A 22,179-nucleotide genomic window follows, 5' to 3' on the forward strand; every position below is an offset into this window, starting at 1 on the left:
GTTAGTCGCACGAGCAATTATCTATTTACAAATTTATCGTAGTATATAAACTTAAAAAATAATTATATATGGAGAACGGAAAACTCTTTAACATTTTAGGTTGGGTAGCAATGGCTGCCTCTATTAGTATGTATGTGTCATACATACCACAAATCAGTGATAACCTTGCAGGACACAAGGGGAATCCTATACAGCCTTTGGTAGCAGCAATTAACTGCTCGTTATGGGTGATATATGGCTTTTTCAAAAAACCCAAAAGAGACTATCCTATATTATTAGCGAACTTACCAGGTATTGTCTTTGGTCTATTTGCCTTTGCAACTGCTTTGTAATTGAGGTATCACACACTTTACCAAAGTTTCTTGCCCGTGTGGCTCGAAACTTTGGCAAAGTTGAAAATACTTATTACATTTTACGTCAAATCCTAACACTTAAAAAATAATAACAAATGAGAACAGGAACTTTAACCATTGAACCTCCTAAAGGAATATCCTTAGAAGAAGCTAAATTAGCACTTAAAAGTTTAAAATTTAAGATACTAAAAGTAACAGATGATACTGAAATGACAGAGCAAGAGTTCTTTAGTATGGTTGATAAGGCTCGTGCTGAGAAAAAGACAAAAGTTAGTAAAGAACAAATGCGTAAAATGCTTTTAGAAGAACAATGGAAGATTAACCCCCTACACCCTTGTTAATTGTCAATTGTCAATTGTTAATTGAAAAGATATGTTACAACTAAACACTATTAGAGAAGAAAAAGACCGCGTGCTCACCGGTCTTAAAAAGCGCAACTTTAAAGAGTTGTCTCTCATAGACGATATTATCGCCTTAGACGAAAAACGCCGTAGCACTCAGCTTTCCCTCGATGAAACACTGGCGAAATCCAATAACCTTTCTAAGGAAATAGGCAACCTCTTCAAAGCAGGCGAAACCGATAAAGCTAATACCCTTAAAGAGCAAACCGCTACCCTTAAAGAAGATATCAAAACCCTTACCGATACCCTCAACACTACCGTAGAGGAGCTTAACGATTTGCTCTACCGCGTGCCTAATATCCCTAATGAGTTGGTGCCCGAAGGTACTTCCGAAGCCGACAATGTAGTAGTATTCGAGGCAGGCACTATTCCTGATTTAGGTAAAGACGCTCTTCCTCACTGGGAACTCGCCAAGAAGTACGACCTCATCGATTTCGAGTTAGGCGTAAAGCTCACTGGTGCAGGCTTTCCTGTGTACAAAGGCAAAGGAGCAAAACTGCAACGCGCTCTCATTACCTACTTCCTCGACAAGAACACCGAAGCAGGCTATAACGAATACCAAGTGCCTCACGTAGTAAACGAAGCCTCAGGCTATGGCACCGGTCAGTTACCTGATAAAGAAGGACAGATGTACCACATAGGGGTAGATAACCTCTACCTTATCCCTACCGCTGAGGTGCCTGTGACTAATATTTTCCGCGATACCTTGCTCAACGAAAGCGATTTGCCTATCTGCTGTACCGCCTATACACCTTGCTTCCGTCGCGAAGCCGGTAGCTATGGCGCTCACGTACGCGGACTCAACCGCTTGCATCAGTTCGACAAGGTGGAGATTGTACGCATTGAACACCCCGACCGCTCTTATAAAGCACTCGAAGGAATGATAGAACACGTAAAAGGCATTCTCAATGAGTTGAAACTACCTTACCATATCTTGCGCCTTTGTGGTGGCGATTTAGGCTTTACTTCAGCAATTACTTACGATTTCGAGGTATATTCCACCGCTCAAGAAAAGTGGTTAGAGATAAGCTCAGTGTCTAACTTCGAAACCTTCCAAGCCAACCGTCTTAAATTGCGTTTCAAGGACGCCGACGGTAAAAACCGCTTAGCACATACCCTCAACGGTAGTTCACTTGCCCTCCCGCGCGTATTAGCCGGTATTTTAGAAAACTATCAAACCCCCAATGGTATTGTAGTACCCGAAGTCCTCAGAAAATACACAGGCTTCGATATTATTAATTAGTGCGAACTACATATTATACAACTTTGCCAAAGTTTCAAATTTTGGCAAAGTTTTTTATTACCTATACGTGCTACGACCTTCTAGATTATTTATTTGAAAAGATTATTTTGTATTTTAAATATTATTCATAACTTTGCCTTAAATTTACAACCGATTAAAATGAGAATCATCGCTAAGAAAGCTATAATTGATTTTTATACATTGCATTCTGGGGCAAAAATCCCTTTAGAAGACTGGTATAAAAAAGCTATCTCCGCAGAATGGTCTTGTTTTGCAGATATTAAAAACGACTTTAACAGTGTAGATGCTGTAGGAAATGGCAGATTTGTTTTCAATATCAAAGGAAACCACTTTAGATTGGTTGTTCTTATTCTTTTTGTCCCCAAAATAGTATATATCCGTTTTATAGGCACTCATAAAGAATATGATAAAATCGAAAAAATAAATAAAGTATAACATTATGATAAAAAATGAACTACAATACAACGCTATAATGAAACGTATCGACGAGCTCTTGCAGGTTGTAAATGATGATACTCACGAAAATGACCCCGATTACATAGAGTTGATGATTCTCACTGACCTTGTTGAAGCCTATGAGGAAATACATTACCCTATAGGAAATATACACAAAACTGCTTTTATTCCTAAATCTGAAAAAGTAGAAGAAAGTTATGATAATCTAACAATCTAAATATTACTCAATGAAAGAAACTACTGTAATTACCCTCACTAAAACGCAACTTCCCTCTTGGGTAGCCAATTTTAATACCAACGAAATCCTTAAAAAACAGCACATCATCATTACCCTTCCCGAAGAGGAACACTGGTTAAAGAAAGACCTCAAACCACTCGTCGTCTTTGCCCAACAGCACAATCAGCAACATCACAAATCAGTGGTGGTGGTGCAACGTGCCTTAGCGCTCGAAGATTTTGAACTCCCCCTGCATATCGCTCCTACCCTCCAAGAGGCGTACGACCTTATTGAACTCGACGAAATAGAACGCGACTTATGGAAGTAACTATCTTAGGTTGTCACAGTGCGACCCCTCGCTCCAATGCCCGTCCTTCGGCTCAACTGCTCGAAATGCGCGGTCATCTGTTCCTCATCGATTGTGGAGAGGCTACCCAAATCGCCCTCCGCAATGCCAATGCTAAGTTCTCCCGCATCAAGCACATCTTCATCTCTCACCTCCACGGCGACCATTTCTACGGACTCTTCGGACTCATCTCTACTTTCCAACTCCTCGGTCGCGAAGCCGAAATGCACATCTACGGTCCTAAGGGCATCAAAGAAGCCGTTTTGCTCATTCTCAAACTCGGCGGCGCTTATACCCCTTTCCCCTTGCATTTTCACGAGCTATCTTCCAAAACTTCCGAACTCTTATACGAAGACGACAAAGTACTCGTGCGTACCATTCCGTTGCAACACCGCGTCTATACCAATGGTTTTCTCTTTCAAGAAAAAGAAGGCGAACGTCGCCTAAATATCGACGCAATTGCTGAGTATCCCGAGATACAAACGTGCGACTATCAGAACATCAAAAACGGCAAAGATATAACATTAGAAAACGGCAAAACTATTGCCAATACCGAGCTCACCTTCGACCCTCACCGCCCGCAAAGCTATGCCTATTGTAGCGATACTCTTTATTTCGAAGCTTTGGCTACCGAAATACAAGGCGCAAGAGTTGTGTATCACGAATCTACCTTTTTAGAGATAAACGAAGAACTTGCTGTTAAAACAATGCACTCCACCGCCTACCAAGCAGGACTCACAGCTAAGAATGCCCACGCCGATGCTCTCATTTTAGGGCACTACTCCTCTCGATATCCCGATGTCAATCTCTTCAAGCAGGAAGCACAAGAAGTCTTTAAGAACGTCTTTTTAGCCGAAGATGGCAAAAAGTTCATTTTCGATAATTGACAAACATAAGAAAACATCACTACACCCCCATTCTTTTGGAAAGTCCTCGATACTTTTACCGTCCCTATATTCCCCTTTCCCGTCGCTACAATTCCCCCTTTGAAGGTAGCCAGCGACAGCTGGGTATGTGCCCCGCAAAAGCGGAGTATGTATAAAGGAAGATATTTTTACCACATTCCCCTTGTCATTCGTCTCTCGTCATTCGTCATTATCTTCCCTTTTCCATCATACTCCCCCTAGTGCCTATGCCCTAAGGCCTAGTGCCTCTTCCTCTTTCTTTCGTCTCGAAACCCCGTTTTTACCGTTTTTTACATCGCTGTATTGTTTTATAAGTCAATTATTTATATACCCTTTCTATAACAATCGTCCAAGATTCGTATAAGCTTCCTATAAGCTCTCTATAAGCTAACCCCACCCATCTTACACCCTTTTTTCGCCAAAACTTCTCTCAGCTCTCTTCCGTTCTTTTCCGTTTTCTTCCGAAAGCTCCTAATGGTTCCAACACATCGCTTTTTCATCTCAAACTTTGGTAAAGTTCTAAACTTTGCCAAAGTTGATGTTCTAAAAAGTTACCTCACAAGGCGTAGCCTTGATTTTGTTTAAATTTTGTTTGATTTCTGAGGCACAGCCTCATTCCTCTAACTCAACCTCACACCCCATTTTCTAATTTTCTAATCTGCTAATTTGCTAATTTTCTATGCCTGTCGTGCTACGACTTGCTAATTTGCTAATTACGTCGTATCTTTGCACTTTATATCAAAAGTTTCTAAGGCTCCTGCCACCAAAAATGTATATCCAGCATTATAATATAGTAACCCCTTTAGGCTTCGACCTCTCTACAACCGCCCGTTTGTTACTGCGCGAACGCTCAGCTATCGCCCGTTATCCTATGTACGGACAGCTCACCGATGTTTGCCTTTCTAAGATTGGCGACGGAGCTATCGAAAGCCGATTTCAGCAGGTGGTAGAACGCAATGACTTTTCACGCTTAGAAAAGCTTCTGCTCTTGGCAATAGCACCTATTTTCCATAAAATCAAAATTACCCCTCGAACCGCTCTTATCCTTTCCTCTACCAAAGGCAATATTTCAGCGCTTGCCAATGGCGATAGCGCTCCTCTGCTTTCAACTTTGGCTCAAAAAATGGCTAATGCCATAGGGGTAACCACTACTCCCATAGTCGTTTCCAACGCTTGTGTATCAGGAGCAATGGCACTCTCGGTAGCCGATAGACTCCTAAAAGCCGATGCTTACGATAGTGCCATAGTATTAGCAGGCGATGAGATAAGCGAATTTGTGCTTTCGGGCTTTCAATCCTTTCAAGCGATGAGTGCACAACCTTGCAGACCTTATGATGCTCAACGCGATGGTATTACCTTAGGCGAGGCTACCGCAGTGGCTTATGTAACCCGTGAGGCAACAGGCGCTAAAGCACAACTTTTGGGTAGCAGTTCTATCAACGATGCCAACCATATTTCAGGACCTTCACGCACAGGCGAAGGGCTTTATTTAAGCGTCCTAAACGCCCTCGATGAGGCAAAGTTACGCCCTGAACAGATAGACCTCATCAACGCTCACGGCACCGGCACCCTTTATAACGACGAGATGGAGAGCAATGCCTTTATGCGCGCCGGACTCTTGTCACCTCCGCTAAACAGCTATAAAGGTTACTTCGGTCATACCTTAGGCACTTCAGGATTGCTCGAAACCGTACTCACCATCGAATTTGCTCGCCATAAAATCCTCTTAAAGAGCCTAAATTATGAAACCTTAGGCGTTTCACAGCCCATCAATGTACTAAAACAAACCCAACACACAGAAGTAAAACACCTCCTAAAAACCGCCTCAGGTTTTGGCGGAAGCAACACAGCATTAGTTATAAAAGTCAATAGTGATTAGATATTTCTAAAATATCATAAGAAATGTTTACAAATCACGTTAGTATATTGGCAAATTATTTGTATCTTTGCAGAAAATTATGAATATTATGGGAACAGATGTTTTAGAAAAGAAAAAAAAGCAAACTACCTTAGATGTAGGTAATAAAAAAATAGGTTTTGCTCTTATAAAAGAAGAAAAAGAAGACGCTCATCAAGAAGAAAACCTAACTACTCTTATAAAAGAAGCCCAAAAAGTGGGAGCCGACCTTTATAAAAAAGGGTTAATTGCTCCTTGTGACCCTATCCGATAAAATGAAAAAGGTAATTTGCGATACGAATGTAATAAGCCGTTATATTCTTAATAGTAGTGCAGAAATAACGATAACCATTGATGAAATGGCCCGCTTTCTATGAGGGTATCGAAAGGGCTAAGCGAATGAAGCTAAAAGCAGTAATAAATAGCATTCCAGTAATTAACATCAACGATGATATTTGTAACGTCGCAATGAAACTTGTTTTCCAAAAACCTCATTCAAAAGTTGCCGACACATTGATAGGAGCTACTGCTATTTATTATGATATGAGTATCTATACCTTGAATAAGAAAGATTTTGAACTCATAGGAGCTCCCTTATATAGTATCACTTAAAATATGAAAACTTGTACGATAGAAAATAATACCATAACCCTCAACGACTCTGTGCTTTTCTCCGATAAAAGTACTTCTTTCGTCGATTTCTCAAAAAAAGCCCTCAAAGCCCTGCAAATGGATTATCCCAAGTTCTTCAAAATGGATAACCTCAGCAAGCTCGCTTTTTTAGCAGCCGAAGTCCTCTTGCGTCCGTTTTCGCAGTCGGAGAAAAATAGCGTTGCCCTTGTATTCGCCAATCGTTCTGCCAGTCTTGATACCGACCTCAAACATCAAGCTACTATCGCGAACCCACACGAATATTACCCCAGTCCCGCTGTGTTTGTTTACACCTTACCCAACATCTGTTTAGGCGAGATAAGCATACGCCACCAGCTGAAAACCGAGAACAGTTTTTTTGTATTCGATAGTTACGAGGAGGCGCAACCCTTTTTAGAGCAATACAGCAACTCGCTTTTAGCGCAAGGCAAAGCCGAAAGTGTACTAATGGCGTGGGTAGAGTTCTTAGAGGGCGATTATAGAGCCATAGCAACTTTAATAGATTAGTAAAAATTGCCAATTAGCAGATTAGAAAATGTGTAGCATCACAAACTTAGCCTAAATTTTAACTTTGGCTAAGTTAATTACAACAACAATCAGTTATTTTTCATCACGTTTATAAAGAATTTATGGATTTATACAAAGAGACTGACCATCTTATCAACATTTTAAAGCAGAAAAGACATACTGAAATAGCAACACAATTATCCGATAGTATAAGATATAGTGCTATAGGAACAGAAATATTAATGAAGATAAAGCATCATTTAAACGAGATTTTAAAAACACCTCAAAACTATGATGAAACCATAGTTTCTTTAGCTAAAAGTATAGAGAACAGAATTACAAATGCTTTATAACCTTCATTGCACAATTTGCTAATTTTCAAATTTGCTCATTTGCTAATTCTTCACTATCTTTGCCCCCTAATAACTTATTTATAATGGACGCACTTATTTTAGAACTCAAGAACAAGATTATTGAAGTACTCAACTTAGAAGAAGTAACCCCTGAGGATATCGATGAAAACGAGCCTCTTTTTGGCACTGGCTTAGCCCTCGACTCTATTGATGCTCTCGAACTTATTGTACTACTCGACAAGAATTACGGTATCCGCTTAGACGACCCTAAAAAAGGAAAAGAAATCTTCCAATCGGTGAAAACAATGGCTGATTACATCACCGCTCACCGCACCAAATAGCGATGCCGAAAAAAATAGTCATCACGGGAATGGGTATTAACTCTTCGATAGGTAACACTGTCGGAGAGCATTTTTATGCCCTTACCCATCGCCAAGCAGGTATCAGCAGGATTGAAAATGTAGAAACCATTCACCGTGACCATATCAAAGTAGGCGAAATCAAACGCACGAACGCTGAGCTTATTACTGCTTTGCGATTACCCGAAGTGAACGCCTATTCACGCACCTCTCTCTTGGGGATTATCGCCTTGCAGGAAGCGATTGCCAATGCTGGTCTTACCCCAAAAGACCTCTCTCACTGCGGACTTATTATGGCATCTACTGTGGGGGGTATGGATATGACCGAAAACTATTTTTTCCGATATGGCGATGATGAACCCCTGCGACGCTATATCACTACTCACAACATAGGCGAAGTAACTCACCAAATCGCCAATTATGTAGGCATAAAAGGCGTTGTAACCAGCGTGAGTACTGCTTGCTCTTCTTCGGCAAATGCCATCATAACGGCTATCAACCTGCTTCGTACTGGCAGAGCCAATTGCCTCATTGCCGGTGGTGCCGATGCCCTCTCTAAATTCACTATCAATGGCTTTAATACCCTGATGATTCTCTCGGATACCGATTGCACTCCTTTCGACCAACATCGCAAGGGCTTAAACTTAGGGGAAGCAGGTGCTTTTTTGGTATTGGAAACCGAAGAAAATGCCCTACAACGCGGGGCTACTATACTAGCAGAAATCAAAGGATGGGGCAATGCCAATGATGCTTATCACCAAACAGCCTCCTCCGCCGATGGTGAAGGTGCGTTTTTAGCAATGCAAAAAGCCCTACAAACAGCAGGATTAACCCCTGCTGATATCGATTATATCAATGCGCACGGCACTGCTACCGTAAACAACGATCTCTCCGAAAGTCGCGCTTTAATGCGTATCTTTGGTGAGCACGTCCCCGATTTTAGTTCTACCAAAGCCTTTACGGGGCATACTTTGGCAGTAGCTTCGGCAGTAGAAGCGGTATTTAGCGTTTTAGCCTTACAATACGGGGTGGTATTCCCTAATCTCAACTTCAGCACTCCAATGGAAGAAGTGCCTATCCGTCCGCAAATCGAACTGAAATACAAACCTATACAGCACGTTCTTTCCAACTCCTTTGGCTTTGGAGGGAACTGCTCTACTTTAATTTTAGGGGATAGAGGATAGGGATTAGGGGATAGACCCCTCGGCTCACTTACTCGGCAATTGCCAACAATCCCGAAGAGGGACAATCCAAAAAAGAAATGGTTATTAGGTTATATGCTAAAATAGTTGCACACTGAAAACAATAAAATATAACTAAATAAAGAAAAGCAATTATTTGGCACAGTGATTGTTTTTAGTTTTCTACCCTATTAAAAAGTTAAACTTTATTAATTATTTGGTTGTTAGATTCTTATTATATAGATTTGTACTCTAATCTTAAAAAATCATATTATGAAACAGGCTCTTAAAAACAACTTGATAGTCGTATCGCTTTACATTTTAGCGGGATTTATCTTCAACGGATACCTACCTTATATGTTGGTTGTATTCTCAACTCTATCGGCGACAGTTTCTTACTTTTTGTTCAGAAGAAAAAGTAAAGAAGAGACACGCAAGGGGTTATTACTTATGCACACTCCTTTTCTGTTAATTTTAATGGTAGCTGCTTTGTTTCTCAACAATATAAGGGTAGTACTTCCTTATTTGCTTTTCGTACCTGCTGTTGTATATTTGGTGTATTGTGCTATATTTTCAGAAAGAAAAGTGCTGTTTTTTGCAGGAATCATAGCCTTATCTGTTATTAGCGTAGCTACCTACAACGAAATTTCAGGGACAAATGAAATATTTGATGTAAGCTACTACTCGAGATTCATTACACAAAAATAAAATTAAGAAAAAACCGATTTTAGTTAATAAATCGGGTTTTTATATTGCTTTTTCACAAAGGGAGGCAGATATAATATCAATCAAAAATTGAAAGATAATAGTCGTTAGTAGCCCCATTTGCCAAAGGAGGACAATCTGGTTATTAGATTAACGTGAGTTCGACGTAAGTAATTGTTTAACAATCAGCAAAATATTTTAAATCTCCCACGAATTTCACGAATTTTCACGAAATTGAGACTGTATAAAAACTCTTTACTTTATATTATCTCACGAATTTTCACCTGACGGTGAATTATTTTGTGAATATATTATGTTACAAAGCTGTAAATCAATATTCTGTTATATCGAACTGACGTTAGATTACAAAACCTAACACCTATCCCCTGACACCTGAAACCTGACACCTGAAAACCTGATTATGTTACAATTATTCTATCATTCTTCATTAGAAGCGGGCACTGATGAGGCGGGGCGCGGCTGTTTGGCGGGTCCTGTAACGGCTGCCGCTGTGATATTGCCCCCCGACTTCAAAAACGACCTCCTCACCGACTCTAAACAACTCACCGAAAAACAGCGCAACCTCTTGCGACCTATCATTGAGAGCGAGGCGGTAGCTTATGCTGTTTGTCACGTACTCCCTGCCGAAATAGACGAGCTGAATATCCTCCGCGCTTCTATCACGGCTATGCACCGCGCTATTGCTCAGCTCTCCCCTACCCCCGAATTTATTGCAGTAGACGGCAATAAGTTTGTACCTTACCAGAAAATTCCTTATGCTTGTGTGGTGAAAGGCGACGGCAAAATACAAACCATCGCAGCGGCTTCGATACTTGCGAAAACCTACCGCGATGCCTATATGGAAGACCTTGCCCAGCAGTTCCCTGAGTACCATTGGCAGCAAAACAAAGGCTATCCCACCCCCGAACACCGCAAAGCTATTGCCGAGTACGGTGCTACTGAGCACCACCGCAAAACGTTTCAGTTACTGCCCGTGGAACAGTTGAGTTTGTTTTAGGGAAGGAACTCATATTAGCAAGGTATTGGACAAGGCCGACTTGTCGGACCGAGCAGACTTGTCTATTATTGTTTAACGAGGAAAAAACAATTGTAAAAACGCTATTATTAATGAAAAGATTGATATTATAAATGCCCAATTTGACGAAGATAAGTACCATATAAACCTTCTTTCTAATAATGCATCTCTACCTTTATCTGTAATATAGTAATAGGTTAAGTTTTTGCCATCACATAGTTTAGTAGATTTTATATAATCATAACTTTTTAAAGAGCTTAAAATAAGATTCAATTTATCAAGATGGATATTTGTTTTTCTATGTAAATCCTGTTCACTCAAAGATTTACCTTCCTCTGTATAATTGGTTCCACTATAACTTTTGTCATTATATTCTTTATTGAGAATTTTTAATATACGATGTTTTTCTCCCATTTTACCTAAATTTAATTTGTTAAACATTCTACTTTATTAGCTTCACCTTTTTTATAAAAGCTAATTCCAATGCAAATATACAAAATAATTGCAAGTTATAAAAAGAAATAATTTTTAGGAGGACAATTATCATGAGAAGAAAAAAATAACACTGAATATTTAACTTACTACTGGAACTAACAATAGCACTCAAATAAAAATCCCTACAAAAGATTACTTTCTTTTGTAGGGATTTTGTTATGTTATTACATTTTATGTATCCAGAATTCGGGGTTGAGGCGGGTAGTGTTTTTATATATAAAGAACTTCATTTCAGTCTTGCCATTGCTATCGGTGAAGATTTTGCCAAGAGGCTCTTTGGCTTTTACCTTATCTCCTTTCTTTACATACACATCAGTGAGATTGTAATAAATAGTGATGTAGTTACCGTGTCGCACCTGCACTACTTTGTTACTTCCTGGTATCGATTGTATGGCTGATACTTCGCCTTCAAACACACAACGGGCTTCTGAACCTTTTTCAGTAGCAATGGTCACCCCATTATTGTAATGTTGCAACTCAGGATATACAGGGTCGTAATACACCCCAAAACCTTGCGATTTGTAGCCCTTTGCCACTGGCCAAATAAGATTACCCTTGTTGGCTTCGAAGCTATCGGCTACTTTACGCGATTCGGGAGTAAGTACAAAAATAATTTCAGTATTGGAACCTGAGGAAGGAGAAGAAGTAGTTTTAGGAGCGTTTTTTCCTCTGTTTAAAGCAGCTAAACGCTCTTTCTCACGTTTATTTGCCTCTATAATAGCTAAACGAATCAGACGCTGTATTTCGCGGTCGATAGCGTTAGCTTGTTTTTGTTTTTCGCGTATCTGTGCTTCATAGTTGCGCTCTGCAGCACGGATATTGGTAGCCAACACTTCCAATTCCTTTTTCTCAGTCTCCAAAGTAGCTTGCTCTTGGCGTTGTTCTTCCAATACTTGGTTTTTAGTATTGCGTTGGGCTACCAAAGTATTGTTGATTGTCTTTATTTTATCAGTCTTTTCTCGTATGAGGCTCACCTGCTCTTTGCGATAGTTGGCATACTGTTTCATATAAGCCAATCGCTTGTAGGCTTGCGAAAAACTTTCAGAAGAGAGCAAGAATAACAATCGGTTTTGTGCCGATTTACTTTTGAACGACTGTTTGATAATCTTAGCGTATTCGCCTTTGTGGTATTCCAATTCTTTTTTGAGGGTACGCAGTTGTTCCTCGTTGTCAGCTATTTCTTTGGAAAGCAAATTCGCCTGTTGCTGATTGATTTGTATTAGGCGTGTGCGCGCTAATATCTTCTCATTAGCAACTTCTATCTGCTGAATGGTAGTTTTGTGTTGCTGACTTTGTTGTTGGCGTAAAGCGGACATCTGCTTGATTTGTTCGAGCAGTGCCTTCTTGCGTTGTTCTAATTCTTTTTGCTTAGTTTGCGCTGTAAGGAGTAGCGGAAAGCAAAGCAAAAGCAGTGTAATTTTTAGTATATTCATAGGTCGTAGCACGACGGACAGTTTAACGTATTTTTAACTTTGCCAAAGGTGCGAGCCGCACAGGCAAGAACTTTGGCAAAGTTTGTGACACATTTGTTACTTGTTTATTGTTATTTCTTTCATTCCCGATGGGATTTTAAAGGGGAAGGACAGTTTTTTATCTAAATCCAATCCTTTGAACTCTAAAGTGATTTGGGTGCTATTCTCTCCCTCGCTGGCAACTATCTTAATGGAGAGAGGTAATAAGAGTTCCCCCACTTGCTGATAGCTGTAAGTTGCTATTGCCTTTTGGTTTGCTCCCAAATGATTTACTTCGGTAACCTCCACACGGTAATTATCAGGTAGGAAACGGTAAATCACTTCTACGGGCGACTCGCCGGTGACTTCAATATTATAGCGGTTGTTGTCCTCAGGGAGGAGCTTGATAAAACCTTCGCTTTTAAAGTTGAGACTGTAAAGCGCATTGCCTAATAATAGGTTCTGTAATTCGTTAAAACCTACATCAATGCCTAACAGTTTGCTGATATAACTAAAATCACCGCTGAAAAAAGAACTGTCTAAACGGTTATAATATTCGGCTTTTTCGGGGGTGATGAGTGCTTTGGCTACTCCCAAAGGAGCGGATATCCATATTGTTTTGTCTTTCTCCATACGGAAAGATAGAGGTAAACTCTGTTCATTCTTACCGTCTTTATAAGTTACTTGCAGGTTAGCGCTAAGTGTTTTAAAAGCAGGAAACGATTTTAGGTGGCGGTTGATAATTTCTTTGGCTTGTTTATCAACGCTTGTTCTACCAGCGGGGGTTGCCACTGCTTGTTTGGTTTTACAGCTCACCAATAGCAAGACTGTAAGGATTAAGATGATTTTTTTCATAATATATTATTTCTCAATGAGACTATTTGCTTAATTACCTCCGGTGCTTCCGAAGCCTCCGGCACCTCTTTCAGTTTGTGAAAGCTCGGTTACAGTTTCAAAAGTGGCTTTCTCATACTTGGCAAATACCATTTGGGCAATACGGTCGCTGTGGGCAATGGTAAAGGGTTCATTGGATAGGTTTACGATAGGTACTTTCACCTCGCCACGATAATCACAATCGATAGTACCTGGGCTATTGATTACTGTAATGCCGTGCTTGATTGCCATACCGCTACGCGGACGCACTTGTGCTTCATAACCTTCGGGTATTTCTAAGAATAAGCCGGTAGGCACCAGGGTGCGCTCTAAGGGTTGTAAGGTGATGTTGCTGTTAGGCAAATTAGCTCTTAGGTCTACGCCTGCGGCTCCTTCGGTTTGATATGAAGGGAGCTCGTTATTTGATAGGTTTTTTATTTTTACTGTCATTTTTTAGTGGGTTTCAACTTTGGCAAAGTTTGCGGTGTTTATTACTAATTACTTGTTGCGCCACAATTCTTGCGGTGTATTTATTCTTGATGTTTTCTTTTATTATTGGGTGCAAAGATACAACGTAATTAGCAAATTAGCAAGTCGTAGCAGGATAAGGGTTAAAAATTAGAGAATTAGGAAATTAGAAAATGAGAAAATGGGGTGTGAGGTTGAGTTAGAGGAATGAGGCTGTGCCTCAGAAATCAAACAAAATTTAAACAAAATCAAGGCTGCGCCTTGTGAGGTAACTTTTTAGAACATCAACTTTGGCAAAGTTTAAAACTTTGCCAAAGTTTGAGATGAAAAAGCGATGTGTTGGAACCATTAGGAGCTTTCGGAAGGAAACGGAAAAGTTCGGAAGAGGAGAAGTAGGATTTTTGATGAAAAAAGGGTGTAAGAAGGGTGGGGGTAGCTTATAGAGAGCTTATAGGAAGCTTATACGAATCTTGGACGATTGGTATAGAAAGGGTATATAAAGAGTTGATTCATAATATGATACAACAGTGTAAAAAATGTTAAAAACAGGGTTTCGAGGCGAAAGAAAAGGGAATCCTCACCCCGTCCCTCTCCCAAGGAGGGGGGGTGTAGTGACGGGGGACGAATGATGAATGACGGAGGTAATAGGGGGAGTGTGGTGGCGGAAAAGGGGAAGAGAAATTAGAGAATTAGCAAATTTGAAAATGAGAAAATGGGGAAGTGTGGGGGCTTAGGGAATAAGCAATAAGGGAATAACATCTCCCTATTCACTTACTTGGCTATCGTGGACAACCTTTCAAAAGCGGAATTAGGGACGGGAGAAGTTGCTTAATGGGGCGGATAGAGGAAGGGGATATTTATAGAATGGACTTTTTGTTATCGGGGGAAGATAGCGCTTAGGGGAGGGTTGCTTGCTGATTATTGAAAAGAATAAGATGTTTAACTTGCAGAAAGACAACAAACCGGCGGAGAAAAGTTACTTTTGTAACTTAATTGTAATAGTAGGTTCTTGTTAGTTCAGAAATAATTATTACTTTTGTCACTTGTAATTTGTTATACAGGATATGCCATTAGCTTTATTCAATTCTATTACTTCGTGGTTTTTAAAACGCCGTATTGACCAAATACAAGAGTTCGTAGAGCACCCACATAAGGTGCAAGAACGTGTGCTTTTGGAGCTTCTCGATGCTGCCAAAGACACTGAACTCGGCAAACTATATAACTTTGCTGAGGTGAAAAACTATGAGCAATTCAGTAGAAATACACCATTAGTTTCTTATGAAGCCTTTGAGCCTTACGTAGAAAGGGCAAGACGAGGGGAGCGGAATGTGTTTTGGCATACGCCGATAAAATGGTTTGCCAAGAGCAGTGGGACTACTAACGCTAAGAGTAAGTTTATTCCGGTAAGTGAGGAGGCACTGCAACTGTGTCATTACAAATCGGGGAAGGATATGCTGTGCTTATACCTAAATAACAATGAGGATTCGAATCTGTTTAAAGGCAAGAGTTTGCGACTGGGGGGGAGCAAGCAACTGTATGAACAAAACGGTACTTATTTTGGGGATTTATCGGCGATTTTGATTGAAAACCTGCCTTTTTGGGCAGAATGGAGTTGTACCCCCAGCAACAAAGTATCGCTGATGAGTGAATGGGAGAGTAAGTTACAAGCGATTATCAAAGAGGCGAAAACAGAGAATGTGACTAGTATTGCGGGGGTTCCTTCCTGGATGTTAGTGCTTTTAAATCGGATTTTAGAAGAAACCCAAAAGGAACATCTTTTGGAGTTGTGGCCAAACTTAGAAGTATACTTTCACGGGGGGGTGAGCTTTATACCGTATCGCGAACAGTATAGGCATATTATTCCTTCGGATAGTTTTCGTTATTACGAAATATACAACGCTTCCGAAGGGTTCTTTGCAATTCAAGACCGCAACAATTCGGACGAGATGTTGCTAATGCTCGACTACGGGATTTTCTATGAGTTTATACCGATGGAGACTTTTGGTACTGCGGGACAAAAGGCAATTCCGCTGAGTGAGGTGGAAATAGGGAAGAACTATGCGATGGTGATTACTACCAATGCCGGTTTGTGGCGCTATATGATAGGAGATACGGTAAGGTTTACTTCGGTAGTGCCTTATCGGATTAAGATTACGGGTCGTACCAAGCACTTTATTAATGTATTTGGAGAAGAGCTCATCGTAGAGAATGCGGAACGCGCGTTAGAAAAGGCTTGTGAGCAGACTAATAGTCACTTGATAGACTACACGGTAGCGCCTATATTTATGCAAGACAAGCTGAAAGGCGGGCACGAATGGGTAATAGAGTTTGATGCCCCTCCTGAGAGTTTGGAGCAATTTACCGAGATATTAGACCGCGAACTGCAAAAACTCAACTCGGATTACGAAGCTAAACGCTACAACAATATGACGCTGAATATGCCCAAAGTGCACAAGGCTCGCACGGGGCTTTTTCACGACTGGCTCAAACACAAGGATAAGCTTGGCGGGCAAAACAAAGTACCTCGACTCTCGAACAGTAGGGAGTACGTGGAGGAGTTATTAAATTTATAATGAAATTAAAAGTAGAAAGGCTACTCTATTGGGTAGCCTTTCTTATTTGCTATAACTTTAAATTATCTTCTTCTTTTGCGAATAAAGATGATGAGACCGACGAAAGCGAGGAGCACTATTCCGCCTATCCAAAGGGCGCTGAGTGATACTTTTTCTTGAGGACTTCCGGCAGTGGTTTCTTCTTTTTTGAGGACTTTAGCATCTTGGGTATTGGCTTGTGCCTGACTGCCTTGGTGCGATTGAGTGAGCTGTTGCTGATACGCTTGGGCATTGGCAGGAGAAGCCTTTTTGCTGATATAATCCTGCAACTTCTTATTTTCGGAAGAGAAATGAGAAGAGCTTACACCGAATTGCTTAGTAAGGTCGGTATGGATATCGGCAAGTTTACTGATTTGGGCATCGGAGGCTTTCCACATACCTTTGCGGGTAGCTTCGAGCATTACAGCAGTTACCTCTTGCAAGGCTGCTACGTTCTCTTTCTTTATAAAATCGGTGATGCCCAGGTGATGTTTATCTTCTATATAAGTGTTATATACCTCATTCCACATTGCATCGTCGATGAGTTCGGGGCGAGTAGCTTCCCAACCGTGCATATTAGTAACGATTTCGGCTATTTGCCCGGCACTTGAAGCCTTACCCTTCATCATTTCTTTGATGTATTTAGGATTGAATATTGTACTGCGAGCTTCGACCCCTACGGCTTCTTTGAGTTCTTGCACGTGCATATTCTTATGGTTGCGATAATCGGCGAGGTAGGCATCGGGGTCTTTGCCGTTTACTTCTTTGATAGCAGCATTCATACCCCCCATAAACTCGTAGACGTGGTCGAGGCTAAGCGCTCCCCAAGTGTTGTTTTGGCGAGGCTGAATGAGCACATCGGCGTTCTTGATAGCGGCGCGGAACATACCTTCTTGGAATTTGCTCCAATTGTCTTTACTGCCGTAGAAAGCGCCCATATTATGCATATAAACCTCAGCGATATCCTTTTGAGTTTCCCATTTATCGCCGGAATTAATCAACTCCTTAGTGCCTGTATCATAACGACCTTGCAAGCCACCAAAGATACGTTCGGTAGAAAGTTCGCGGGCTTCTTTGGGCGACACTCCGGCTTCTACCAATTGTTTTTCGATATCTACACTACCTGCGCTCACTTCATTGGCATACGCTTCTTCGGGAAGAGCTGATACCATTTGAATGGCTTTGGTAAGCAAGAACAAACGAGAAGCTGCTAAATCGCGGAACTGACCTGAGGTTTGAATCACCACATCGATACGAGGGCGACCCAACTCTTCAGAAGGAATGACGCGCACATCGCCTACACGACCAAAGCTATCCCATACGGGTTCAACACCTAACATATACAGGGCTTGGGCGATAGAAACGCCTTCGGTTTCTATAAATTCAGAACTCCAAAAGGTATAGGCTATCTTCTTGGGATATTCGTGGTGTTTGGTTTGGTATTCACTAATTACATTTTGGGCTAAAGCTACGCCTCTATCCCACGCGAGTTTAGACGGTGTACTTTCGGCATTCACCCCATAGAGGTTGTGACCGGTAGGTACGCCTTTAGGATTGGCTACTGCATCACCTCCTGAGGAAGGAGGGGTGTAACCACCATTTAGAGCATTGAAGAAAGCCTTTTCTTCTAAACGCGGACTGTTTTGCAAGGCGTCTTTATAGAGGGCTACATTGGTAATGGTTCTTTCGATATCTACCAAGGCACGTGCATAATCTATCTTAGCTTTTTGAGCGTTGAGAGCAGCCAGCTCTTCCTTAGTAAGAGGCTTGCGGTCTTCTTTTTTGGCTGGAGCTTTGATTTTGGTAGGACGACCTACGGCATCAGGTTTCTTAGCAGTAGCCGAAGCTGTGGCTGTTGTGTGAGTAGCAGTAGTGGTTGCTGAAGCCGTCGCTTGTTTTTTCATCTGCTGTTGTAAGAAATAAGGCATACCACTTCCTTCTTCTTTAGCCATTGTAGCTTTGGCTTTTTGCAAATCGTCAGCAGAGATATGAGCATAGTTGCAAATCAGTTCAGTAGTAATGGGTTTGCCTGCGAGTATTTGGTTTACTAAGCTCTTAGCAGGGTTTAGATAATGAGTTGTGAAAAAGGCTTTGCGTTTAAGGTCGGCTTCGGTGACTTTACCGAGGTACTTATCTAAGGTAGCCAAACTGTACGCAATAGGGTCGGCACTCATAGCCAAGACGGTAGAATTAATTTTATCAGGAGTATAAGGGACTCCCATTACGTAGTATTCGCCATTAATCTTTTCGGTGGCAATCTCTTCGGCGAAGTTAGCAAGACGGTCGATTTCGGCTTCGGTATACGGTTTGGAGAGGATACTATCCAAACGCAAATCACGATGTAAGCCCATTGCTACGGCTAACTTTTTGATGTGTAACCCAATGGTTTGTTTATCGATAGGGTTCTTTGCTTTCTGATAAGAAAGAATGGTGTTCTCTAAATTATTAAAGGTATTGCGCATATCGCTTTCGGTGAAAGCAGGGGTAAGATAAGACACAATACTGCCGTACGAACGGCGTTTTGCCATCATCGCTTCGCCTATATTTCCGATAGTATAATAGTAGAAATGAGGTACGGTACCCACACAGATATCTGCCCAATCGTAATCGGAGAGGGCTACTTGTTTATTAGGGGTGAACTCCAATGAGCCGTGCGTACCGAAGTGAATGAGCGCATCGGCTTTTAAGCCATTTTGTATCCAAAGATAAGCCCCCATATAGGCATAAGGTGGGATTTCTTTTACACCGTGCAACACTTTAAAATCATCATCAGTACTAATCGCGGCAGGAGGTTGAGGCAGAATGGTGATATTACCGAAAGTGAGTTGGGCTACTGCCAGATAATTTTTACCGTCCTTAGAAGTATTGAGGTAAGTGCCCGGTACAGCGCCGTTCTTTTCGATTACTTGCTTATAGAGTTTTTCGGGTAAAGTTTTTTTGAGCCAAGCATCTAATTCGTGAGCTTCTACCAAAGCAGGAGCACCTGTACTGATGAACTTTTCGATATCGCCTTTGGCATTGGCTCTATAAGTATCGGCGTGCGTGAGCAGTAGCTGGTTGAATTCGGCTTGTGTAGCGGGAAGCGTTCCTACGTTATAACCTTCGTTTTTGAGTTGATGTAAAAAGCGGAATAGTGAAGGTTCGACCTCCAACCCTTGAGCGGCAGCAGGTGTAAGCCCCACACCTTTAAAGTAAACAATCGCCAACTTCTTGTCGGCATTAGGTTTACGTTTTAAATAGGTGAAGTTATGAATGATTTTGGCAAACTTCCGGGCGCGGTTCTCGATAGTGTTGAGGAAGTAATAACCTTGTTTGTTTTGTTCTTGGGCGATGACTACATAAGGATAGAGCGCCCCGTCTAACTCGGGCATTACAATGGTTTGCCCCATAAAGCCGCCCGACATACCCATAGGGTCTTTTTCCCAATCGTCTTTCATTGCTAAGACCGATAGTCCCGTGAAGAGGGGTACGTTGTGCTCCTTAGCCCAATTGATAAACAGTTCGGGTTGCCCCATCATCATTTGTCCGTGAGGAAAATAGACAATAGCATCGGGATTGATTTCGGTAAGGAAGTCGATGCGTTTTTCTTGAGCGGTGAAAGGATAGACGTTCATACCCTCGTTCTGCAAGGCGTTTATTACCCCATTGAGGTGTTCTTTATTTCCGCCAAAAGGCTCGTGTAAGCCTGCTACTATGGCGATGTGAGGAGCGCCTTCTTTATAGAAATTATTCTTCTGAATATACTCTTGATATTCTTTAAGAGAGCTGAAAGAGCGCTCGTCGTCTAAATGAAAATAGACGTTTTCTTTGCGTTCGATAGGCGGTGCGGGTTCGGTAGCAAACCATTTCTTGTCGATATATTTGCGGACATAACGAACGAGGTTTTGGTAGTTTGCCTTATTGCCACTCATCAGATAGTCGCCTACGTGTTTGAGTTCGGTTTCGTTGAGGCTACTGATATCGTTATCGGGATTGGTAACAGCGAAACTGTGAAAAGGCACGCGGTTAGCAGCATCGATGAGCTGATTGCGCTGTTCGTCGCTAATTTTGAGTCCCATTGCCCATACGAGGACGAAGTCGTAGTTTTTGAGTTTATCGAGTTGGTCGAGAGGGACTTCTTCGATTTTGATAAACTTATCGGAATTAGAAAGGGCGATATTGGACGCCTGATAGCTGATGAAGTTCACCAATGCGATACGGGTGGGGGCGATGTATTTTCGCCATACGAAATAACCTGCTATTACTATAAGGAGCAGGGCAATGATGGATAGAATCTTTTTTTTCATCTTATTGCTGTGGGTCGTAGCACGACAACAGATTGTTTTATAAATTAGACAAAAAGGTTTGATGTGAACAGGTGAGGCTGTGCCTCAGAAATTAAGCAAAATCAAGGTAATGCTTTGTAAAATGTTTGTTTTTAACGTGAGTTCGATGTAAGAAAAGTGTAGCTTAGGCTACAGAAATCTTACCAATCTTTAAAAAAATCGAGTAAATGAACAGCTTCACTGTTTTTAAGTCTCGCACAAATTACACGAATAGTCTTTCAATTGACAATTGTGATGTGTACCGATGGGCAATTTAATTGATAGATTTGTGGATTGCCTTTGTATTAGGTTAACATTAATGTAATGAAAACTTGGGTGCAAAGATAAGAAAATTATTTTGAATAATAATAAATAGTGAAAAAAAGGTGCGAGCCGCACGGGCAGTCGTAGCACGACAGGCAGCCGTAGCACGGCAGGCGGGGGGAAATTAGCAGATTAGCAAATTTGAAAATTAGCAAATGTGGAGGGTTGGAAGATTCGGAAGAAAACGGAGATTTCCAAAAGGAGGTTGGGAGGATTTTTGGTGAAAAAAGGCTATGAGGAGGGTGGGGGTAGCTTATAGAGAGCTTATAGGAAGCTTATACGAATCTTCGACGATTGGTATAGAAAGGGTATGTAAGCAGTTGATTAATAGTATAATACAACGATGCAAAAAACGGTAAAAACGGGGTTTCGAGGCGAAAGAAAGAGGAAGAGGCACTAGGCCTTAGGGCATAGGCACTAGGAGGGAGTGTGACGAAAAAGCGGAGGAAACCTCCCCCTAGCCCCCTCAATGAGGGGGAACTGTGACGAGTCATTTATTCGGTAAGCCCCCGAACCCCCGAAGGGGGACAAGCTGGGAAAGGTGACAAACTCCCCTTTCTCACATACTCCGCTCTCGCAGGGCACATACCCAGCTGTCGCTGGCTACCTTCAAAAGGGGAATGTTGGGACGGAAAAGGGGGAATTGTGGTGACCAAAGAGGAGTTGTAAAAGGTTCTAGAGAGGTTAGGAGGAACCAAATGGGCACGAGCTACAAGCTCGCGCCAGCGATAGGACAGCGAAAAGAAAGGGAGGTGTGTGGTGATGGAAAATGTAGTCAAACCGAAGTTGGGGTATAATAAAAAAGCACTTACAAACGTTTGTAAGTGCTTTTGTTTTGAGGGTGGTCCCAGTTGGGCTCGAACCAACGACCCTCTGATTATGAGTCAGATGCTCTAACCAGCTGAGCTATGAGACCTGTCTGTTTTTAATTAAGACGGTGCAAAAGTAGTATTTAAAAATGAATTGACCAAATTTATAGGGATTTTTTTCGAGAAAAAGGGTAAAAATAAGTGGTGAAGGCTTTGGCTATTTGAAGAGAATG

22 protein-coding genes, 1 tRNA gene and 1 pseudogene are annotated in these 22,179 nt (G+C 41.4%); 18 read left to right on the forward strand and 6 right to left on the reverse strand.

Annotated elements, in window-relative coordinates; genetic code table 11:
- The first annotated feature begins 68 nt into the window (after positions 1-68).
- The 16 genes from COCH_RS03700 to COCH_RS03780 all read left to right on the forward strand — a co-directional run bounded on the left by COCH_RS03700 (position 69) and on the right by COCH_RS03780 (position 10,613).
- Positions 69-332 (forward strand): SemiSWEET family transporter, encoded by a 264-nt coding sequence (locus tag COCH_RS03700; RefSeq protein ID WP_009412761.1) that lies wholly within the window; start codon positions 69-71, stop codon positions 330-332.
- 116 nt (positions 333-448) lie between these two features.
- A complete protein-coding gene (locus tag COCH_RS03705) occupies positions 449-694 on the forward strand; it encodes a hypothetical protein (RefSeq protein ID WP_009419478.1) in 246 nt (81 codons plus the stop codon).
- Positions 695-725: 31 nt separating this feature from the next.
- Positions 726-1,997, forward strand: a complete 1,272-nt coding sequence (serS, locus tag COCH_RS03710) for a serine--tRNA ligase (RefSeq protein WP_015781993.1) — start codon at positions 726-728, stop codon at positions 1,995-1,997.
- A 159-nt stretch (positions 1,998-2,156) separates the two neighbouring features.
- Positions 2,157-2,453 carry a type II toxin-antitoxin system HigB family toxin gene (locus tag COCH_RS03715; protein WP_015781994.1) on the forward strand — a complete coding sequence of 99 codons (297 nt, stop codon included), beginning with the start codon at positions 2,157-2,159 and terminating at the stop codon, positions 2,451-2,453.
- A gap of 4 nt (positions 2,454-2,457) precedes the next feature.
- Positions 2,458-2,691 carry an XRE family transcriptional regulator gene (locus COCH_RS03720; RefSeq protein WP_009417114.1) on the forward strand — a complete coding sequence of 78 codons (234 nt, stop codon included), beginning with the start codon at positions 2,458-2,460 and terminating at the stop codon, positions 2,689-2,691.
- Between the two features lie 10 nt (positions 2,692-2,701).
- Positions 2,702-3,019, forward strand: a complete 318-nt coding sequence (locus COCH_RS03725; RefSeq protein ID WP_015781995.1) for a hypothetical protein — start codon at positions 2,702-2,704, stop codon at positions 3,017-3,019.
- Positions 3,010-3,924, forward strand: coding sequence for a ribonuclease Z (locus COCH_RS03730; RefSeq protein WP_015781996.1), 915 nt, complete (start codon positions 3,010-3,012; stop codon positions 3,922-3,924). Before COCH_RS03725 ends, COCH_RS03730 begins: the two co-directional genes overlap by 10 nt.
- A gap of 787 nt (positions 3,925-4,711) precedes the next feature.
- The gene (locus COCH_RS03740; RefSeq protein WP_015781997.1) at positions 4,712-5,821 is read left to right on the forward strand and encodes a beta-ketoacyl synthase N-terminal-like domain-containing protein; all 1,110 of its coding nucleotides are present in this window, start codon (positions 4,712-4,714) and stop codon (positions 5,819-5,821) included.
- A gap of 88 nt (positions 5,822-5,909) precedes the next feature.
- The gene (locus COCH_RS03745) at positions 5,910-6,113 is read left to right on the forward strand and encodes a 3-phosphoshikimate 1-carboxyvinyltransferase (RefSeq protein ID WP_223375700.1); all 204 of its coding nucleotides are present in this window, start codon (positions 5,910-5,912) and stop codon (positions 6,111-6,113) included.
- Positions 6,114-6,193: 80 nt separating this feature from the next.
- Positions 6,194-6,451, forward strand: a complete 258-nt coding sequence (locus COCH_RS03750) for a PIN domain-containing protein (RefSeq protein ID WP_009422439.1) — start codon at positions 6,194-6,196, stop codon at positions 6,449-6,451.
- 3 nt (positions 6,452-6,454) lie between these two features.
- A complete protein-coding gene (locus COCH_RS03755) occupies positions 6,455-6,997 on the forward strand; it encodes a hypothetical protein (RefSeq protein ID WP_009417120.1) in 543 nt (180 codons plus the stop codon).
- 122 nt (positions 6,998-7,119) lie between these two features.
- Positions 7,120-7,350, forward strand: coding sequence for a hypothetical protein (locus COCH_RS03760; protein ID WP_015781999.1), 231 nt, complete (start codon positions 7,120-7,122; stop codon positions 7,348-7,350).
- Between the two features lie 83 nt (positions 7,351-7,433).
- Positions 7,434-7,691 carry a phosphopantetheine-binding protein gene (locus tag COCH_RS03765; protein ID WP_002674344.1) on the forward strand — a complete coding sequence of 86 codons (258 nt, stop codon included), beginning with the start codon at positions 7,434-7,436 and terminating at the stop codon, positions 7,689-7,691.
- Between the two features lie 2 nt (positions 7,692-7,693).
- A complete protein-coding gene (locus COCH_RS03770; RefSeq protein WP_015782000.1) occupies positions 7,694-8,893 on the forward strand; it encodes a beta-ketoacyl-[acyl-carrier-protein] synthase family protein in 1,200 nt (399 codons plus the stop codon).
- Between the two features lie 270 nt (positions 8,894-9,163).
- Positions 9,164-9,598: a hypothetical protein gene (locus tag COCH_RS03775; RefSeq protein WP_015782001.1), complete on the forward strand. Its 435-nt coding sequence runs from the start codon at positions 9,164-9,166 to the stop codon at positions 9,596-9,598.
- A gap of 418 nt (positions 9,599-10,016) precedes the next feature.
- A complete protein-coding gene (locus tag COCH_RS03780; RefSeq protein ID WP_015782002.1) occupies positions 10,017-10,613 on the forward strand; it encodes a ribonuclease HII in 597 nt (198 codons plus the stop codon).
- A gap of 72 nt (positions 10,614-10,685) precedes the next feature.
- Here the strand turns inward: COCH_RS03780 and COCH_RS03785 are convergent, their stop codons facing one another.
- The 4 genes from COCH_RS03785 to dut all read right to left on the reverse strand — a co-directional run bounded on the left by COCH_RS03785 (position 10,686) and on the right by dut (position 13,900).
- A complete protein-coding gene (locus COCH_RS03785; RefSeq protein ID WP_143713211.1) occupies positions 10,686-11,045 on the reverse strand; it encodes a hypothetical protein in 360 nt (119 codons plus the stop codon).
- A 245-nt stretch (positions 11,046-11,290) separates the two neighbouring features.
- Positions 11,291-12,559, reverse strand: coding sequence for a murein hydrolase activator EnvC family protein (locus COCH_RS03790; protein WP_009409901.1), 1,269 nt, complete (start codon positions 12,557-12,559; stop codon positions 11,291-11,293).
- Positions 12,560-12,655: 96 nt separating this feature from the next.
- On the reverse strand, positions 12,656-13,432 hold the full coding sequence (locus tag COCH_RS03795; protein WP_015782004.1) for a DUF4292 domain-containing protein: 777 nt from the start codon (positions 13,430-13,432) through the stop codon (positions 12,656-12,658).
- Between the two features lie 30 nt (positions 13,433-13,462).
- A complete protein-coding gene (gene dut / locus COCH_RS03800; RefSeq protein ID WP_002674355.1) occupies positions 13,463-13,900 on the reverse strand; it encodes a dUTP diphosphatase in 438 nt (145 codons plus the stop codon).
- A gap of 1,082 nt (positions 13,901-14,982) precedes the next feature.
- On the opposite strand from dut, the gene COCH_RS03810 reads away from it, so the two are divergent.
- A complete protein-coding gene (locus COCH_RS03810; protein ID WP_015782005.1) occupies positions 14,983-16,491 on the forward strand; it encodes a GH3 auxin-responsive promoter family protein in 1,509 nt (502 codons plus the stop codon).
- A gap of 62 nt (positions 16,492-16,553) precedes the next feature.
- Here the strand turns inward: COCH_RS03810 and COCH_RS03815 are convergent, their stop codons facing one another.
- Positions 16,554-20,795, reverse strand: coding sequence for a cobaltochelatase subunit CobN (locus COCH_RS03815; RefSeq protein ID WP_015782006.1), 4,242 nt, complete (start codon positions 20,793-20,795; stop codon positions 16,554-16,556).
- An 834-nt stretch (positions 20,796-21,629) separates the two neighbouring features.
- Here COCH_RS03815 and COCH_RS12370 point away from each other — a divergent pair.
- A pseudogene (locus tag COCH_RS12370) lies at positions 21,630-21,760 on the forward strand (phosphinothricin acetyltransferase); the annotation flags it as partial.
- Positions 21,761-21,979: 219 nt separating this feature from the next.
- Here the strand turns inward: COCH_RS12370 and COCH_RS03820 are convergent.
- Positions 21,980-22,053 (reverse strand) — tRNA-Ile (locus tag COCH_RS03820).
- Between the last annotated feature and the right edge of the window lie 126 nt (positions 22,054-22,179).

The organism is Capnocytophaga ochracea DSM 7271, assembly GCF_000023285.1.
In the GTDB taxonomy this organism is placed as follows: Bacteria; Bacteroidota; Bacteroidia; order Flavobacteriales; family Flavobacteriaceae; genus Capnocytophaga; species Capnocytophaga ochracea.

Bases quoted from the DNA above. Each gene is read 5' to 3' on its own strand.
- COCH_RS03700 (WP_009412761.1), top strand. From the start codon at position 69: ATGGAGAACGGAAAACTCTTTAACATTTTAGGTTGGGTAGCAATGGCT.
- COCH_RS03705 (WP_009419478.1), top strand. From the start codon at position 449: ATGAGAACAGGAACTTTAACCATTGAACCTCCTAAAGGAATATCCTTA.
- serS (WP_015781993.1), top strand. From the start codon at position 726: ATGTTACAACTAAACACTATTAGAGAAGAAAAAGACCGCGTGCTCACC.
- COCH_RS03715 (WP_015781994.1), top strand. From the start codon at position 2,157: ATGAGAATCATCGCTAAGAAAGCTATAATTGATTTTTATACATTGCAT.
- COCH_RS03720 (WP_009417114.1), top strand. From the start codon at position 2,458: ATGATAAAAAATGAACTACAATACAACGCTATAATGAAACGTATCGAC.
- COCH_RS03725 (WP_015781995.1), top strand. From the start codon at position 2,702: ATGAAAGAAACTACTGTAATTACCCTCACTAAAACGCAACTTCCCTCT.
- COCH_RS03730 (WP_015781996.1), top strand. From the start codon at position 3,010: ATGGAAGTAACTATCTTAGGTTGTCACAGTGCGACCCCTCGCTCCAAT.
- COCH_RS03740 (WP_015781997.1), top strand. From the start codon at position 4,712: ATGTATATCCAGCATTATAATATAGTAACCCCTTTAGGCTTCGACCTC.
- COCH_RS03745 (WP_223375700.1), top strand. From the start codon at position 5,910: ATGGGAACAGATGTTTTAGAAAAGAAAAAAAAGCAAACTACCTTAGAT.
- COCH_RS03750 (WP_009422439.1), top strand. From the start codon at position 6,194: ATGAAATGGCCCGCTTTCTATGAGGGTATCGAAAGGGCTAAGCGAATG.
- COCH_RS03755 (WP_009417120.1), top strand. From the start codon at position 6,455: ATGAAAACTTGTACGATAGAAAATAATACCATAACCCTCAACGACTCT.
- COCH_RS03760 (WP_015781999.1), top strand. From the start codon at position 7,120: ATGGATTTATACAAAGAGACTGACCATCTTATCAACATTTTAAAGCAG.
- COCH_RS03765 (WP_002674344.1), top strand. From the start codon at position 7,434: ATGGACGCACTTATTTTAGAACTCAAGAACAAGATTATTGAAGTACTC.
- COCH_RS03770 (WP_015782000.1), top strand. From the start codon at position 7,694: ATGCCGAAAAAAATAGTCATCACGGGAATGGGTATTAACTCTTCGATA.
- COCH_RS03775 (WP_015782001.1), top strand. From the start codon at position 9,164: ATGAAACAGGCTCTTAAAAACAACTTGATAGTCGTATCGCTTTACATT.
- COCH_RS03780 (WP_015782002.1), top strand. From the start codon at position 10,017: ATGTTACAATTATTCTATCATTCTTCATTAGAAGCGGGCACTGATGAG.
- COCH_RS03785 (WP_143713211.1), bottom strand. From the start codon at position 11,045: ATGGGAGAAAAACATCGTATATTAAAAATTCTCAATAAAGAATATAAT.
- COCH_RS03790 (WP_009409901.1), bottom strand. From the start codon at position 12,559: ATGAATATACTAAAAATTACACTGCTTTTGCTTTGCTTTCCGCTACTC.
- COCH_RS03795 (WP_015782004.1), bottom strand. From the start codon at position 13,432: ATGAAAAAAATCATCTTAATCCTTACAGTCTTGCTATTGGTGAGCTGT.
- dut (WP_002674355.1), bottom strand. From the start codon at position 13,900: ATGACAGTAAAAATAAAAAACCTATCAAATAACGAGCTCCCTTCATAT.
- COCH_RS03810 (WP_015782005.1), top strand. From the start codon at position 14,983: ATGCCATTAGCTTTATTCAATTCTATTACTTCGTGGTTTTTAAAACGC.
- COCH_RS03815 (WP_015782006.1), bottom strand. From the start codon at position 20,795: ATGAAAAAAAAGATTCTATCCATCATTGCCCTGCTCCTTATAGTAATA.